Source organism: Ferdinandcohnia sp. Marseille-Q9671, from assembly GCF_976954385.1.
The window spans coordinates 1,142,456-1,157,520 of the sequence record NZ_CDRJTA010000001.1; the positions used below are offsets into that span (position 1 = coordinate 1,142,456).

A 15,065-nucleotide genomic window follows, 5' to 3' on the forward strand; every position below is an offset into this window, starting at 1 on the left:
AATTCGCACTGCAAAAAGGTCTATGCAACAATGACTATTTTACAATCTGTACGCACTTTTTGTAGATAAGTTACGTAAAATACGTTAAATAGTATAGACTATTTTTACTAATGTGTTATACTAATTGTAAAATCGAGTTTCTTTCTTTCGTATAAAAATAGAAAAAGGATGGTTTTTCATGAATTCAGTTGAAGTTTCAAATGAGCTGCTTTTGGAATTAGTCAATGGAAAAAATGCACTTCATAACCTATCTGTTCCTATTTTAGTTGAAAAAGTACTTGCTAGACAAGAGGGTATTCTTACTTCGACTGGTGCTGTACGTGCAACAACGGGAAAATACACAGGAAGATCACCAGAAGATAAATATATTGTAGAAGAAGCGTCTACTAAGGAAAAAATCGATTGGGGCAAAGTAAATCAGCCAATCTCAGAAACAGTATTTGATAATCTATATAAAAAAGTACTTACTTATTTAAAAGAAAAAGAAGAATTCTTTGTGTTCAATGGATTTGCAGGGGCTGACAAAAAGGTTCGTATGCCGATTCAAGTCATTAACGAATTCGCATGGCATAATCTTTTTTCACAACAATTGTTTATTCGACCAACAGAAGATGAGCTAAACACTCATAAACCAGAATTCACAGTCATAAGTGCACCAAATTTTAAAGCGGTTCCAGAAGTTGATGGCACGCACTCTGAAACCTTTATCATTATCTCTTTTGAGAAACGTACTATCTTAATCGGCGGAACTGAATATGCGGGAGAAATTAAAAAATCTATCTTCTCTGTTATGAACTATGTATTGCCAGAAAGAAATATCCTCTCTATGCATTGTTCCTCCAATGTAGGTTCAGAAGGAGATGTAGCGTTATTCTTTGGTTTGTCTGGAACCGGAAAGACAACGCTTTCAGCAGATCCAAAACGTCGTCTGATTGGAGATGATGAGCATGGCTGGTCTAGTTCTGGGGTGTTTAATATTGAAGGTGGATGTTATGCGAAATGTATTAATTTATCGCGTGAGAAAGAACCGCAAATATTCGATGCAATCAGATTTGGCTCTGTTCTAGAAAATGTAGCAGTTGATGAAGAAACCAGAATAGCAGATTATGATAATGGCTCCCTAACAGAAAACACAAGAGCAGCATACCAAATTGAAAACATCGATAATATTATTGTACCAAGTATAGCAGGGCACCCTACTACAATCGTCTTCCTAACAGCAGATGCATTCGGGGTACTGCCTCCTATTAGTAAATTAACAAAGGAACAAGCCATGTATCATTTCTTAAGTGGATACACAAGTAAGTTAGCTGGTACTGAGCGTGGAATTACGTCTCCACAAGCTACTTTCTCAACATGCTTTGGGTCCCCGTTCCTTCCATTACCTGCAACAGTATATGCAGAAATGCTTGGTAGAATGATAGATGAGCATAATGTAAAAGTCTTTTTAGTAAATACAGGTTGGACAGGTGGAGAATATGGAGTAGGAAGCCGTATGAAACTATCTTACACTCGTGCGATGGTTCAGGCTGCTTTAGAGGGTGAGTTAAATAATGCTGAAACCGTTAAAAATGATATATTCGGTTTAGAGATTCCGATTCATATACCAGGTGTTCCAGACGATGTTTTACAACCTTCCAAAACGTGGGCTGATCAAAGTGCTTATTATGTAAAAGCGAAGGAATTGGCCCTTAAGTTCAAAGAAAACTTTAAAAAGTTCTCTGAGGTTTCAAAGGATATTGAACTACTAGGGGGACCAAGGGTTTAAATAAACAATGTGCAAGCACCTAGTTCAGCCCCGACAAGCATAGACGATAAGAAATAGAAGGCTCTCTTTGCCTTCTATTTTTTTAGTGGTCATGACCACTGAGGGCTAGTCGCTGGAACTGAATGTGAAACGCCTACGCCTACCCTAAGTCCAAGAGATAAACTCTTTTTAAAGGCTTATAAGTCGTAGGAATTAATACATGAGATCCACTCAAATCCTTTATTTTTGCTCCCTTGCCTTCATCCATTCCGTCAGTCGTCTTACAGTATCTCGATTTTCACTCGGTGGAAAATAATGTGTGAAATTTGGAAAATACCAACTCTCTACTTCTTTCCCCAATTCCTTTACCCTTTTTTCAAGGCGATAGGAATGCTCAACCGATACATTTTTATCCTTCTCTCCATGAATAATAAGTAAGGGTGCCTTGAGATCTTCAAGTTGATATAAAGGAGTTCTCCACCTATATCGTTCAGGATATTTCGTAGGCGTTCCTCCGATAACTCGTTTCAGCATTCGTCGTAGGTCATTTCTTTCTACGTAGGTTAAGCTTAAATCACTTACCCCTCCCCACGATACAACCGAACAAACTTGAGGTTGATGAATGGCAGTTAATAATGCCATAACTCCGCCACGAGAAAAGCCAAAAACATGAATTCGCCTCGAATTTACTTTTTCGTGCTCTTCAAGAACTTTTACAGCTGAAAATGCATCATACCTATCCTGACCTGCAAAATCCTCATTGCCTTCTCCCCCTTGATTTCCGCGATAGAAGGGTGCCATCACAACAAATCCCTCAGAGGCAAATTGGACGATTCTTCCAATCCTTACCTTACCAACATTTTTTATTCCCCCGCGCAAGTATAAAAATCCGTCATAGCTTCCTTCCGCCTTGGGCTCAGCTAAATAACCTTTAATTTTTAATCCCTTGCTCCAATAGGTAATTAAAAATAAATCTATAACAGGATTTGGGGAAGGAAATCTCTGCTTTTCAATAATTGTGCCATCTACCATCAAATCCATCCTTTCTATATTGTTATTACCTCAAATGAAGAGTAAAACCCTTTTAGATTACATTTAAAAAAAGAAAAAAATAGGCATTCACACATTTTTGTCACGTCTCATATTCTATCTTAAAGTAATTACTAATGCCGACAGAAAGACTGTCAAGGAGGAATGTTTACATGCGTCGTTTTTTTGCTTTCATATTTGCATTACTGCTTATTGTACCATTAGCGGCCTGTAATAATGAGCAAGTTCAAAAAATACGGATTGCTGAAGTAACACGCTCTGTCTTTTATGCACCTCAGTATGTAGCTGTAACAGAAGGATTTTTTGAAGAGGAAGGTTTGGAAATCGAATTAACTACCGTTCCTGGTGGTGACAAGACCATGACTGCGTTAATTTCCGGTGGTGCCGATGTAGCCCTGGTCGGTTCCGAAACATCTATTTATGTTGAAGCACAGGGATCGACTGATCCTGTTATCAACTTTGCGGCTCTTACTCAAACGGACGGAACATTTTTAGTTGCAAGAGAGAAAATCGAAAACTTTAGTTGGGATCAAGTAAAGGATAGTACCTTCCTAGGTCAGCGAAAAGGTGGAATGCCACAAATGGTTGGGGAGTTCGTGCTAAAGAAACATGACATTGATCCTCAGTCCGACTTAAATCTCATTCAAAACATTGATTTTGCTAATATCTCAAGTGCATATGCTTCCGGAACTGGCGAGTTTGTACAATTATTTGAGCCGACTGCTAGTTTGTTTGAAAAAGAAGGCAGAGGATATATTGTTGCATCATTCGGTGAGGAGTCTGGAAAGGTTCCCTATACATCATTCATGACAAAGCAGAGCTTTATTGATGAAAAGGAAGAAGCAATCGAAAAGTTCACACGTGCTGTATATAAGGCACAACAATGGGTTGACTCCCACAGTGCAGAAGAAATCGCTAACTCCATTCAAGAGTTTTTCCCAGATACACCACTTGATTTAATTACTTCCTCTGTTGAGCGTTATAAAAGCCAGGGCTCTTATGCTACTAGTCCAGTATTAACTGAGGAAGCTTGGAATAACCTGCAGGACATTATGGATGAAGCGGGTGAACTACCAAAGAGAATTGATTACGAGACACTTGTTAATACAAGTATTGCAGAAAAAGTAATTTCCAAATAGGAGTGTTAGTATGAACTTCTTGTCAGTTAAAGATATACACCATGTTTATTTTTCAAAGGATCAGGCAACGACAGCACTCGAGGATATTTCACTAACAATTGAGGAGGGGGAATTTATTTCCCTTCTCGGCCCTAGTGGGTGTGGAAAAACAACACTACTCTCGATTATTGCAGGTTTGTTAAAACCTACATCTGGAGAAGTTTTGATAGAAGGAAAGTCTATCACTAAAGCTAAATCATATATTGGCTATATGCTTCAGCAGGATTACTTATTTCCATGGAAGACCATAGAAGAAAACATCCTCGTTGGGCTACAAATTATGAATCAACTAACCGAACAAAATAGAAAAAACACTTTGGACCTTCTTGAAGAAATTGGGTTAAAGGGTGTAGAAAAGTCTTACCCTAAGCAACTCTCTGGTGGAATGAGGCAACGTGCAGCGTTAGTTCGTACCCTTGCAACAAACCCAAAGATCCTTTTACTAGATGAACCATTTTCGGCATTAGACTTTCAAACAAAATTAAAACTAGAAGACCTCGTTTCAGATACATTAAAGGAATATGGTAAAACAGCCATTCTGGTTACTCACGATATTGGAGAAGCAATCGCAATGAGCGACCGCATTTTCATGCTATCAAAACGTCCGGGAAAAATTGAGAATATCTTTGATGTCCCTAAAACCCTTCGAGACCAATCACCATTTGACGCAAGACAGGACCCAGATTATTCAATCCTTTTTCAGCAAATTTGGGAGGAGTTAGATAAACTTGAAACAAAACCTGAACATTAAAGAACTACACCACCAATATTTACATTCCATCAAAAAAGAAAAGCAGCTGGTTCGCTCTTATCAACTCCTGATATTTATTGTCTTTTTCGGACTTTGGGAGATAGCCAGTCATAATAACTGGATAGATCCATTAATCTTTAGTGCACCTTCAAAGATATGGAATTTATTCTTGGATAAATTGAATGATGGAACATTATTGAACAATCTTGCGGTAACGCTATTTGAAACAGTACTTGGTTTTATCTTAGGAACCTTACTAGGTGCTGTCATTGCTGCAGTACTCTGGTGGTCTGAACGACTTTCAAACATTCTTGACCCTTATTTGGTAGTCCTTAATGCCATGCCAAAGGTTGCATTGGGACCAATCTTAATAGTTGCCCTAGGAACAGGATATGTATCAATCATTGCAATGGGTGCGATTATTTCCATCATCATCACAACAATAGTCGTGTACACTTCCTTCAAGGAAGTAGATTATAACTATATAAAAGTACTACAGACCTTTGGAGCAAACCGAAAACAAATTTTCCGCAATGTTATTCTCCCTTCCTCCTTTCCTGCAATAATATCAACCTTAAAGGTGAATGTTGGATTGTCATGGGTTGGGGTTATCGTTGGAGAATTTCTAGTCTCTAAACAAGGGTTAGGGTATTTAATTATCTATGGATTCCAAGTATTTAACTTCACACTCATTTTTTTAAGTTTATTACTAATCGCTGTTTGTGCTACGTTAATGTACCAAGGTGTAGAGTATCTTGAAAGAAAACTAATAAAAGATAAATAAAAAAGCTCTTCTAGTTTTTTACTAGAGAGCTTTTTTTGCCATAAGGTATTTTTCAACAAATTCGATGCTATGAGCTAACACATCATCCTTCATGATAAAACTATAGCCTCTGTCATTCTTAACAGTATCTAGGGGAATTTCATCGATCAACACGGGTCCCTTCGTTTCAAAATAATCCATCTGTTCAAGAATTCGTTCAATTTCTGCAAAATAAATATTTTTTATAATCGTTTTTCCTTTTCCAATAACCTTATATTGCCCAACATACTTTAGTTCCTTAACCTCTGCACCAGTTTCCTCCATTACTTCCCGAAAAGCTGCAGCTTCTGGGGTTTCGCCGTACTCTACCTTACCACCAGGAAATTCTAAGCCACGTTGTGAATGATTTGTTAAAAGCCATTGGTCTTGGTATCTGCAGATGACCCAAACATGCTTTGGGCTCGAAGAAAAAGGGGATGATTCAAAGGATAAATTTACTTCGTTATGGTACATATCATGAAAAACAATCATAGTATCTTTGTCTCCATTCAAATCAAATGCGCCTTGGCAAACCGTCCGTCCGATTTTTTTAGGAAAGTGTCCTACCTTTTAATCGAGGTTCTGCCGGTGGCTTTAACCTTATACATTATGGTTTATATCCAAATTGGATTTGAACCACCACAACCAGCAATGGTGAAGTTAAATAAAGTTAAATGAATTACTACTATCATATCATAAAGTTGAATTCGATTCAGTCAGGGGGAATGATGAGAAACAAAAAAACAAGCCGCTTCATTTTTGAAGTGGCCTAATCAATATTGCCTAATACATCAAGTATTCCTTGGGATTGAATGAAATCCTTTGCCTCTTGGTCTCCTAGCTGATATATCATTTTAAAAACCTGCAACATAGTTGAGTCATACTTGTCATTTGACGAGTCATTATGATACTCAACATACGGTACGTGAGCACGTAAAAATCCTTCTATCTCATTTGAATAGTTTTCGTTAAAAAGTGAACGCAATTTGTGAACTTCTTCATCCGTTGCTTCGATTTTATATTCCCAAGTGGAGCTCGATTTCGATTGGGAAATTTCCCCACTTCCAACAGAAATATAATACGTCTTCTTAGGTTGTTGTTCCAATATCTTCACTCCTAATACTGTCTTTCGTACTTTTAGCTTTTTCATCGCACACCAAAAATATTCACATATACGTGTCATATAAAATGATTCGCCTAATCACAATACTTTTAGTATCTTTTGTTACGTAACCCCATATACTAAATTCCAAGAAAAGAAGAAAAGCGCAAGACGCGCAGCCATAGGCGACAAGCATAAACAAGCGCCCGACAGAAGGTGCTTTTTCCTTCCGAAGCAATTGGCTTATGACCAGAAAGCCGATGGCGCCTGCAGCTAGATAGTAAAAACTAGGTTAAAAATGCGGAATTTGCGGAATTTAGGGGGAGCCATTTATGAAAATTATTGATGAAATTTACGACATGTACCGAGATAAATTAACTGGGGATGAGGAAGATGCGGATATCATTGCGTTTTCCGTACTCGAACAATTTGAGCGGGAAGACCTACTCTCTCTCGTAAATGATTTATCCGATCAAGAATTACGTAACCTTGTAGGTTTCTATATGATAGAAAATTTAAAAGCAAAAATGGCACGCGATGGAATTGGACACGCGAAGATGCTAACAATTGAACAACTGAGAGATATTCACTAAAATTTCGGGTAGAGATAGAGTCTCTTTTCAAAATAGTAGGCTCTATCGATTTTATATGTCAACTGCCAGTTTCAATAGTATTCACCCTAATTTAAATTTCCAACTAACAAAAAAGGATTATCGCGCCATGCTTTGACAATCCTTTTTAACAATAAAGTTATAATTTATTTACAATGCTTAGTGCTTTTTCAATTGACTCTCTGTCTACATCATAATGAGTGGTAAATCGAACTAACTCTGGTCCAAACGTAGAGACTAAAACACCGTGTTCCTTAAGAATTTCAGCAAACTGGCCAGAGTTCAAACCCCGGGCACTCACATCAACTAAAATAATGTTCGTTTCAACCTGATTCACAACATGTATGCCCTTGCTATTTCCAAGTCCCTCTGCAAGTATTTTTGCATGTTCATGGTCGATTGCAAGACGATCCACCATGCTTCGTAGAGCCACTAGCCCAGGAGCTGCTATGATTCCTACTTGTCTCAATCCACCACCTAGACGCTTTCTCCACTTACGAGCACGATTAATAAACTCTTGGCTTCCAGCGATGATAGAACCTACTGGGGCACCTAAACCTTTTGATAAACAAAACTGTACTGAATCCGTAAACTGTGCAATATCACTCACAGGGCGACCGAGTGCAACAGATGCGTTAAAAAGACGCGCTCCGTCCAAATGAACAGGGATACTATTTGTTGTGGCAATGTTATAGATTGCTTCCATGTTTTCTAGTGGTATGATCGCACCACCGGCTCGATTATGGGTATTCTCTATACAAATCAAACCCGTCTCAGGATTATGTACATCCTCCACTTGTATTGCAGCTTCTACTGCAGAAGGTTCCATTGCACCTCTGTTTCCTTTTATTGTTCGTGGCTGAACACCTGCAAATGCTGAAATAGCAGCACCTTCATAATTGAAAATATGTGAATCCTGTTCTACAATAATTTCATTTCCATTTCTGCAATGAGATAAAACAGCTATTTGATTTCCTTGAGTTCCGCTTGTGACGAACAATGCAGCTTGTTTACCAAGCATCTCAGCTGCCGTACTCTCTAACTCTATAACTGTTGGGTCCTCTTGGTATACATCATCACCAACTTCTGCTTCATAGGCAGCTCTTCTCATTTCAGCCGTTGGCTTAGTAACTGTATCACTTCGTAAATCAATCATCTTACTCTCCCCCTTATTAACTTAAATAGTACAAAAAAAACCATCTTTCTACAAGAAAGATGGGTCTGCTTACTAATAAGTTAGTTATAAATCTAAACGTAGTTTTTGCTGTCCTGTTCCACGCCTACCCCTTCAGGAAAGTTTCACCACTCTCACGGTGCACAATAGCCTCCTCGTCGGGGTTCGTAGCGCTTGCCAGGGCTGAGCAAGGAGTTTACGCATTTCGTTTTTATTTTCCTAAGAAGGATTGTAGCATCCATATATGCTTTTCGAGACTTTGGTGAATCGCAAGTAACATATCACCTGTCGTTTCGTCGTCTACTTCTTCAGCCACCTTCATTCCCTCTTTTAATTCACCTGTTAAAATCGAAAAATCATTTGAAATGTTTTCAACCATTTCTTCCGCATTTTCGCTTCCACTAGCTTCGCTTATTGAAGTAGCTTCTAGTATCTCTTTCATGGTTGCAACAGGATGTCCGCCTAGGGCTAGTAAACGCTCTGCTAATTCATCGATATGAACTGCTGCCTCATTATAAAACTCTTCGAACTTTACATGCAAGGTAAAAAATTGAGATCCTTTCACATACCAATGATAATTATGTAACTTAATATAAAGGACACTCCAGTTTGCAATTTGTTTATTAACCAATTCTGTTAATTGTGTATTCATTCCTATCTCCTCCTTATTTTTAACATACCCCCTTTCTTTGGTACCAAAACATTTTATTTTTCAAAATGTATTCCTTCGAATATTCTCGATTGAATTTTCAATGACCAACTTTATCTCTACATGATAAAATAAAGAAAAAGAGGGGGGTACTATGCTAACAGTATTAATTATTTCTATTATCATTGTTTTTGTTGTTTTGTTTTTAGCAGTAGGTACTACATCGAAAGCCTATAAATACAAACATACAGTAGACGAACTTGAAAACAATCCAAATGTGGAAAGTAATCATGATCATGAGGAGAATACAGATGGAAATTAAATTTCTTCAAGAGCTAGAGAGCACGTGGCTAACTGAAGCAACAATTGAATCCATTCAAGAGAAATTCGAGAAAGAGGAGCTTACTGCCAAACAGTTAGTGCTTATGTATTTACACAGAATATCTACCTTCGATTCTGAGATAAAATCAATTATCGAAATCAATCCAGATGCACTACATATCGCAATGGCATTAGATGCAGAGCGAAAGGAAATAGGCCCTCGTGGTCCACTCCATGGAATTCCAGTTCTACTAAAGGATAATATTAATACAAATGACAAAATGCATACATCTGCTGGATCTCTAGCGTTAGCAGAATCGTATGCCCCTGAGGATTCCTATGTTGCTTATCTATTGCGTGAGGCTGGTGCAATTATATTAGGTAAAACAAATATGACGGAATGGGCAAATTTTATGACGGAAGGAATGCCTAGTGGCTATAGTTCCCGTGGTGGACAAACGTTGAACCCTTATGGACCGGGTAAATTTGATGTTGGAGGATCCAGTGCTGGTTCTGGTGCCGCGATAGCCGCAAACTTTGCAGTAGTTGCCGTTGGAACGGAAACATCAGGTTCTATATTAAGTCCTGCTAGTCAAAACTCCCTCGTTGGCATTAAGCCAACCGTTGGTTTAGTTAGCCGTGAGGGAATTATTCCAATTGCGCACACTCAGGACACGGCTGGGCCAATGGCACGATCTGTAAAGGACGCAGCACTTTTACTATCTGCTTTAGCAGGAGTAGACGAACGAGATCCTATTACATATACAAGTAGAATTTTGACACAAACAGATTTTACACAATATTTAGACGTTAATGGCTTAAAGGGTGCGCGTATTGGTATAGCAAGAGAAGTGTATTTTGATTATCTTAGTGAGGATAAACGAAAGATACTAGACTCAGCAATTATGATGTTAGAGGAATTAGGAGCAACTATTATTGAAGATGTGAAAATTCCTTCTACAAGAATCAAATGGAGTTATGATGTACTAACCTATGAATTTAAAGTAGATCTTAACAATTATTTAGGAAAATTAGCACCTTCTGTAAAGGTACGAAATTTGGCGGATGTCATTGCTTTTAATAAGGAAAATGAAACCCAAATGCTTACGTACGGACAAGTGCTATTAGAAAGAGCGGAGGCTACTAGTGGAAAATTAAAAGAACTAGAATACATTCAAGCACTGGAACATGACCATTACCATTCAACCGAGAATGGCATTGATTATGTCCTAAAAGAGCATCAATTAGATGCTATCGTGTTTCCGAATAATATTGGAGCTGGCATTCCTGCAAAAGCAGGTTATCCATCCATTACAGTACCTGCTGGTTATACACCAGAAGGAGAACCTGTAGGTATTACATTTACTAGTACTGCTTTTTCAGAGCCGACACTCCTTAAGCTATCCTATGGATTTGAACAAGGGACAAAATATCGAATCCCACCTTCACTATAAATAAACAACCTCAGCCATCTGCTGAGGTTGTTCTTTGTGTCTTGCTTGCTACAGGAACATTTTGAATTCGGTGATTATCCAAAGACTTTATGAAGATCTTCTTTTGATTGTGAAAGCCAGAAACGCATTAATCGTTTCGCTCCCTCTAAATCATGAAGCTTCGCTTGGCCACATTGTGTTTCGTTTGCAGCAGGGATTTCTGTAATTTCTACAGCTGTTTTCATTGTATCTTCCATTAAATCAATAATTTCAGATACAGTGGGTTCCCCACTAACCACAAGATAGTAACCTGTTTGACATCCCATTGGTGAAATATCAATTATATCAAAATGGTTATATTTTTCAGCATGTTCGCGAAGGTTAAAAGCCAATAAATGCTCAAGGGTATGGATTACATCTGGTTTCATTGCTTGTTTATTCGGCTGACAAAAACGAATATCGAATTTATTTACAACTCCATCTGTACCGACTTTGTGTACACCACAATGTCTTACATAGGGAGCCTTTACTGCATTATGATCGAGTTCAAAACTTTCTACTGATGGCATTTAATGTCACTCCTTACTATTTTCTTCTCTTTATCATAACGCGAATTCCGATTTTTTTCATCTATTTAATTTGAAATAAATTTTCCATTCCAAGAAGTTGGTGGATTTCAGTAATGTACTTATTCCACATTCCAAGACTTACGGGGACGTGGCATTCTCTATCCTTCGTTATATCTTCTACTATTTACTGTAACTCTACTAGAATCGTTAGCTTTATATTTGGTTGTTCAATGATTTAAAATTCGGCTAACAATAGAAACAAGTGATATTGGTGCTTATAGAGACTCAAGAACGTGCTTTTATCAACCGCCTATAGTATAGTAAAAATACGCAAAACTAGTAAGGGATGTAGAAAAAATTGCTGCAAGCGGTATTCATAGGAATTATTCGTACCTATCAAAAGTTCATCTCTCCATTAAAGCCACCCACATGTCGCTTCTACCCTACTTGCTCACAGTATGGTCTTGAGGCAATAAAGCGTTTTGGAGCGATTAAAGGTGGATGGTTAACAATCAAACGTCTTCTTAAGTGTCACCCATTTCATCCTGGAGGGATAGATTTCGTTCCCGAAAAAAAGGAAGGGAAGCATCATCATTGATGTTTCCCTTTTGTAATCTTATTTTCATTTTATCGTTGTTGTCTTCTCTAAGTGTTCGTGTATGTCATCTTTTTCAATGTGAACTTGAATATGATATGTTCCCGTATCGGCAAACGTGTAGGCAGCTTGATAAGTACCATTTCCTGTCTCATTCGCATCTATAAACTCGTGTTTCTCTGCTTCTTCCTTCCAAACTTCAAATCGTACCCTAGCTTCTGTTAGCGGTTCACCCGATTCAGCAAACGAAACTTGTAGTGTTGTTTCTTTTCCTTTTGTATACTCATTTTCTAACGGGAAGTTGATAGAAACATGACCTTCTCCATGATGATGGTCACTTCCATGTTGATGTTCCTCTTTTTTAGTTTCATCTATTGGTGATGTTGTAAGATTTGGATTCCCAATAGTAAGTTCTACTTTTGGCATCGTATGCATACTTCTAGCTGTCACATGGGCTGTTACAAAATAAACTCCGTCTTCGTGAAATGTAGTAGTTGCAGTATACTCACCGTCTGCAGCATGCTCACCATCTATAAATTCACTGTCATCATTTCCCTTTTGCTCGATTTCAAATTGAACCTCATCAGCATCTTCAACTGATTCTTCTCCCTGTGTTACGTATGCATGTAATGTAACTTCTTCACCTGGATTTATCTTTTCTGGATCAATTTTTAAATCAACTGCAATTGGAATCAACTCAGGAGTATCCACATTCTTTGATTCTTTTTCAGTATTACAAGCAACAAGAGTTACTAGTAAACCCACTAAAATAAAAAGGAGTCCTTTTTTCATTTCCTTCACCTCTAGACTATAGTACATCAAATTATTATTTTTTCCTGTGTCTTTTTTATGACAGTTCCTAGTTATCATAGTAACCAATAAGTGCTCTCTTTTAACCCGTTTACAAGAATTTCAAAAAAAAAGAGGCCAAGAGACCCCTTATCTTATTTATTTCCTTTTACAACTACATCTAATTTTCCTGTTTCTGGATTTATGACGAGACCATGAACAGGTACATCCCGTGGAAGTAATGGATGATTCTGAACCATCTCTACACTATGTTTTACACTATCCTCAACACCACTAAATCCTTCAAACCATTTTTCAATTTGAATACCCGAGTATTTTAATGTATCTATTTTTCCTTGTGTTACTCCTCTATCTTTAATTTTATGTAAAATTCCTTCAGCATCGATATTACTCATACCGCAGTCATGATGACCGATAATACAAACCTCATCTGCACCTAATTCATACACAGCAACTAATATACTTCTCATCACACTACCAAATGGATGTGAAACAATCCCACCAGCAACTTTAATAAGTTTTACATCACCATTTCCAATATTCATCGCCTTAGGTAATAACTCAACTAGACGTGTATCCATGCAAGTTACGATTACCATTTTCTTATTGGGAAGCTTTGTTGTTTGATATTTTTCATATTCTTTGGTCTCTACAAATTGTTGGTTATACTTCAAGATACTATCTAATGACATATATTTCACCTTCTCTTTCATATTTCTCTTATTTTAACAAAAACTTTTCTTAGTGAGTATTATTTTATTTTTACTTATAGAAAAGAAATGACAAATACTACATATAATATCAATTGTGAAATAGTTTTTTGTTCTCAAATCGGAATAATTACGATATAATATGAAAGGATTTGAAACAGAGGCCTTTTTGGTACTCGAGAGGAGACATTCAAAATGAAACAAATAGGTAGATTTTTCGTTCTACTTTTATTCCTAACTATTCTTTCAGCTTGTGGGGCAGATAAAAATATAACTACAAATCAGAATGAGAAGCTTCTCATTTTTACAACTGTGTTTCCATTAACAGATTTCGCTCAAAAGATTGGTGGAGAGGATGTAACAGTTACAAGTGTATACCCTCCCGGAGCAGACGCACACTCCTTTGAGCCTACACCTAGAGACATGACCAAAATTGCAGATGCTGATGCATTTATTTATACAGGTGTTGGTGTTGAGGGGTTTGTAACTGCAGCATTAGAAACATTGAAAGATGAAAAAGTAAAAATGGTTGAAGCAGGTAATGGTATAGATTTTTTACATACTTCAGAACATGACCATAATCATGAGGACAGAAATCATGATCATGGAGATATTGACCCACATATATGGTTGGATCCGATATACTCCATACAACTTGCTGAAACTATAAAGAACGCACTAGTTGAATTAAATCCCTCCTCACAGGAACAATACGAAGAAAATTTCAGCACTTTAAAAAATCAATTGGAAAATATCAACTCTGAATTTGAAAAAGTAGTTGAATCTTCCAATAGAAAAGAGATTTTAGTTGCTCATTCTGCATACGGATATTGGGAAGAGCGCTACGGTATAAAACAAATAAGTATCACTGGCTATTCACCTACCAATGAGCCTTCTCAAAAAGAACTGAAAAATATAATCGAACTTGTAAAGGAACACGAACTGGAATATATTATTTTTGAACAAAACATTTCGTCTAGAATTGCTGAAACCGTCCAACGAGAAACTGGTACGAAATCCTTAACACTTCACAATCTAGAGGCAATAACAGAAAAAGAAATAACAAACAACGAAGACTATATAAGTTTGATGAAGCATAATCTTGATACCCTGAAACAGGCTCTAAACTAAATACCACCTTTGGGAGATGTTACTTGCATCTACACCTACTACTTGGAGAACCTAATAGGTGCTAGACCATATTCCTAAGAAAGAGGTGTAGTACATTGGCACAAGATGTTTTATGTGAGGTAAATAATTGTCATTATTGGGCAAAGGGAAATAAATGTAGTGCTGATGCAATTTATGTTGTAAGTCATACGGGAAAAACGGCATCTGAACAAACGGAAACAGACTGCAAAACCTTTGTTCCAGAAGGTGAAATATAATTTTGAATTGAGAAGGCAACTGAATCATTCAGTTGCCTTTTTGTTGTTCCACTCTTTAAAAAAATGTCGAACCTGAAACAATTTAAGAACTCACAGCATATTCTTTATATGCAGTAAAGAGTCTTACCCCATTAAAGGTAATGAATTGGGCCAATCCTGGCTCATTAACAAATAC

General features: G+C 37.3%; 18 protein-coding genes. 10 read left to right on the plus strand and 8 right to left on the minus strand.

All coding sequences use genetic code 11. From position 1 onward, the window contains the following. Positions 1-178: 178 nt before the first annotated feature. Entirely contained in the window at positions 179-1,768 is a 1,590-nt protein-coding gene (gene pckA, locus ACWNMY_RS05825; RefSeq protein WP_449537327.1) for a phosphoenolpyruvate carboxykinase (ATP), read from the plus strand. A gap of 219 nt (positions 1,769-1,987) precedes the next feature. On the opposite strand, the gene ACWNMY_RS05830 is transcribed toward pckA, so the two are convergent. Beyond that, positions 1,988-2,779, minus strand: coding sequence for an alpha/beta hydrolase family protein (locus ACWNMY_RS05830; RefSeq protein ID WP_449537328.1), 792 nt, complete (start codon positions 2,777-2,779; stop codon positions 1,988-1,990). 170 nt (positions 2,780-2,949) lie between these two features. Between ACWNMY_RS05830 and ACWNMY_RS05835 the strand changes: the two genes are divergently transcribed. From ACWNMY_RS05835 to ACWNMY_RS05845, 3 genes are read left to right on the plus strand one after another with little or no spacing between them, the layout of a single operon-like run. Then, the gene (locus ACWNMY_RS05835) at positions 2,950-3,936 is read left to right on the plus strand and encodes an ABC transporter substrate-binding protein (RefSeq protein ID WP_449537329.1); all 987 of its coding nucleotides are present in this window, start codon (positions 2,950-2,952) and stop codon (positions 3,934-3,936) included. Positions 3,937-3,946: 10 nt separating this feature from the next. Continuing rightward, positions 3,947-4,726 carry an ABC transporter ATP-binding protein gene (locus ACWNMY_RS05840; RefSeq protein WP_449537330.1) on the plus strand — a complete coding sequence of 260 codons (780 nt, stop codon included), beginning with the start codon at positions 3,947-3,949 and terminating at the stop codon, positions 4,724-4,726. Next, entirely contained in the window at positions 4,704-5,510 is an 807-nt protein-coding gene (locus ACWNMY_RS05845) for an ABC transporter permease (RefSeq protein ID WP_449537331.1), read from the plus strand. The genes ACWNMY_RS05840 and ACWNMY_RS05845 overlap by 23 nt, the downstream gene beginning before the upstream one ends. Before the next feature lie 21 nt (positions 5,511-5,531). Here the strand turns inward: ACWNMY_RS05845 and ytkD are convergent, their stop codons facing one another. Beyond that, positions 5,532-6,020: an RNA deprotection pyrophosphohydrolase gene (ytkD, locus tag ACWNMY_RS05850; RefSeq protein WP_449537332.1), complete on the minus strand. Its 489-nt coding sequence runs from the start codon at positions 6,018-6,020 to the stop codon at positions 5,532-5,534. Between the two features lie 277 nt (positions 6,021-6,297). After that, positions 6,298-6,636 (minus strand): hydrolase, encoded by a 339-nt coding sequence (locus ACWNMY_RS05855; protein ID WP_449538398.1) that lies wholly within the window; start codon positions 6,634-6,636, stop codon positions 6,298-6,300. Between the two features lie 326 nt (positions 6,637-6,962). Here ACWNMY_RS05855 and ACWNMY_RS05860 point away from each other — a divergent pair, with 326 nt between their 5' ends. Next, positions 6,963-7,223 carry a DUF6154 family protein gene (locus tag ACWNMY_RS05860; protein WP_449537333.1) on the plus strand — a complete coding sequence of 87 codons (261 nt, stop codon included), beginning with the start codon at positions 6,963-6,965 and terminating at the stop codon, positions 7,221-7,223. Between the two features lie 157 nt (positions 7,224-7,380). Here the strand turns inward: ACWNMY_RS05860 and ltaE are convergent, their stop codons facing one another. Then, complete coding sequence (gene ltaE / locus ACWNMY_RS05865; protein ID WP_449537334.1) at positions 7,381-8,397, minus strand: low-specificity L-threonine aldolase; 1,017 nt, start codon at positions 8,395-8,397, stop codon at positions 7,381-7,383. Positions 8,398-8,626: 229 nt separating this feature from the next. Further along, a complete protein-coding gene (locus tag ACWNMY_RS05870; RefSeq protein ID WP_449537335.1) occupies positions 8,627-9,067 on the minus strand; it encodes a Dps family protein in 441 nt (146 codons plus the stop codon). 151 nt (positions 9,068-9,218) lie between these two features. Between ACWNMY_RS05870 and ytzI the strand changes: the two genes are divergently transcribed. After that, positions 9,219-9,386, plus strand: coding sequence for a YtzI protein (ytzI, locus tag ACWNMY_RS05875; protein ID WP_449537336.1), 168 nt, complete (start codon positions 9,219-9,221; stop codon positions 9,384-9,386). Next, the gene (locus tag ACWNMY_RS05880; protein ID WP_449537337.1) at positions 9,376-10,839 is read left to right on the plus strand and encodes an amidase family protein; all 1,464 of its coding nucleotides are present in this window, start codon (positions 9,376-9,378) and stop codon (positions 10,837-10,839) included. Before ytzI ends, ACWNMY_RS05880 begins: the two co-directional genes overlap by 11 nt. A 74-nt stretch (positions 10,840-10,913) precedes the next feature. Here ACWNMY_RS05880 and ACWNMY_RS05885 read toward each other — a convergent pair whose 3' ends face one another. Then, the gene (locus ACWNMY_RS05885; protein ID WP_449537338.1) at positions 10,914-11,387 is read right to left on the minus strand and encodes an S-ribosylhomocysteine lyase; all 474 of its coding nucleotides are present in this window, start codon (positions 11,385-11,387) and stop codon (positions 10,914-10,916) included. 361 nt (positions 11,388-11,748) lie between these two features. On the opposite strand from ACWNMY_RS05885, the gene yidD reads away from it, so the two are divergent. Next, entirely contained in the window at positions 11,749-11,985 is a 237-nt protein-coding gene (yidD, locus tag ACWNMY_RS05890) for a membrane protein insertion efficiency factor YidD (RefSeq protein ID WP_449538399.1), read from the plus strand. Between the two features lie 24 nt (positions 11,986-12,009). Here the strand turns inward: yidD and ACWNMY_RS05895 are convergent, their stop codons facing one another. Both ACWNMY_RS05895 and ACWNMY_RS05900 read right to left on the minus strand, forming a co-directional pair. Next, positions 12,010-12,774, minus strand: coding sequence for a FixH family protein (locus ACWNMY_RS05895; RefSeq protein WP_449537339.1), 765 nt, complete (start codon positions 12,772-12,774; stop codon positions 12,010-12,012). A 152-nt stretch (positions 12,775-12,926) separates the two neighbouring features. Then, on the minus strand, positions 12,927-13,484 hold the full coding sequence (locus ACWNMY_RS05900) for a beta-class carbonic anhydrase (protein WP_449537340.1): 558 nt from the start codon (positions 13,482-13,484) through the stop codon (positions 12,927-12,929). A 213-nt stretch (positions 13,485-13,697) separates the two neighbouring features. On the opposite strand from ACWNMY_RS05900, the gene ACWNMY_RS05905 reads away from it, so the two are divergent. Further along, positions 13,698-14,633, plus strand: coding sequence for a metal ABC transporter substrate-binding protein (locus tag ACWNMY_RS05905; protein WP_449537341.1), 936 nt, complete (start codon positions 13,698-13,700; stop codon positions 14,631-14,633). Between the two features lie 95 nt (positions 14,634-14,728). Then, positions 14,729-14,890 carry a DUF1540 domain-containing protein gene (locus tag ACWNMY_RS05910; protein ID WP_449537342.1) on the plus strand — a complete coding sequence of 54 codons (162 nt, stop codon included), beginning with the start codon at positions 14,729-14,731 and terminating at the stop codon, positions 14,888-14,890. Positions 14,891-15,065 lie beyond the last annotated feature (175 nt).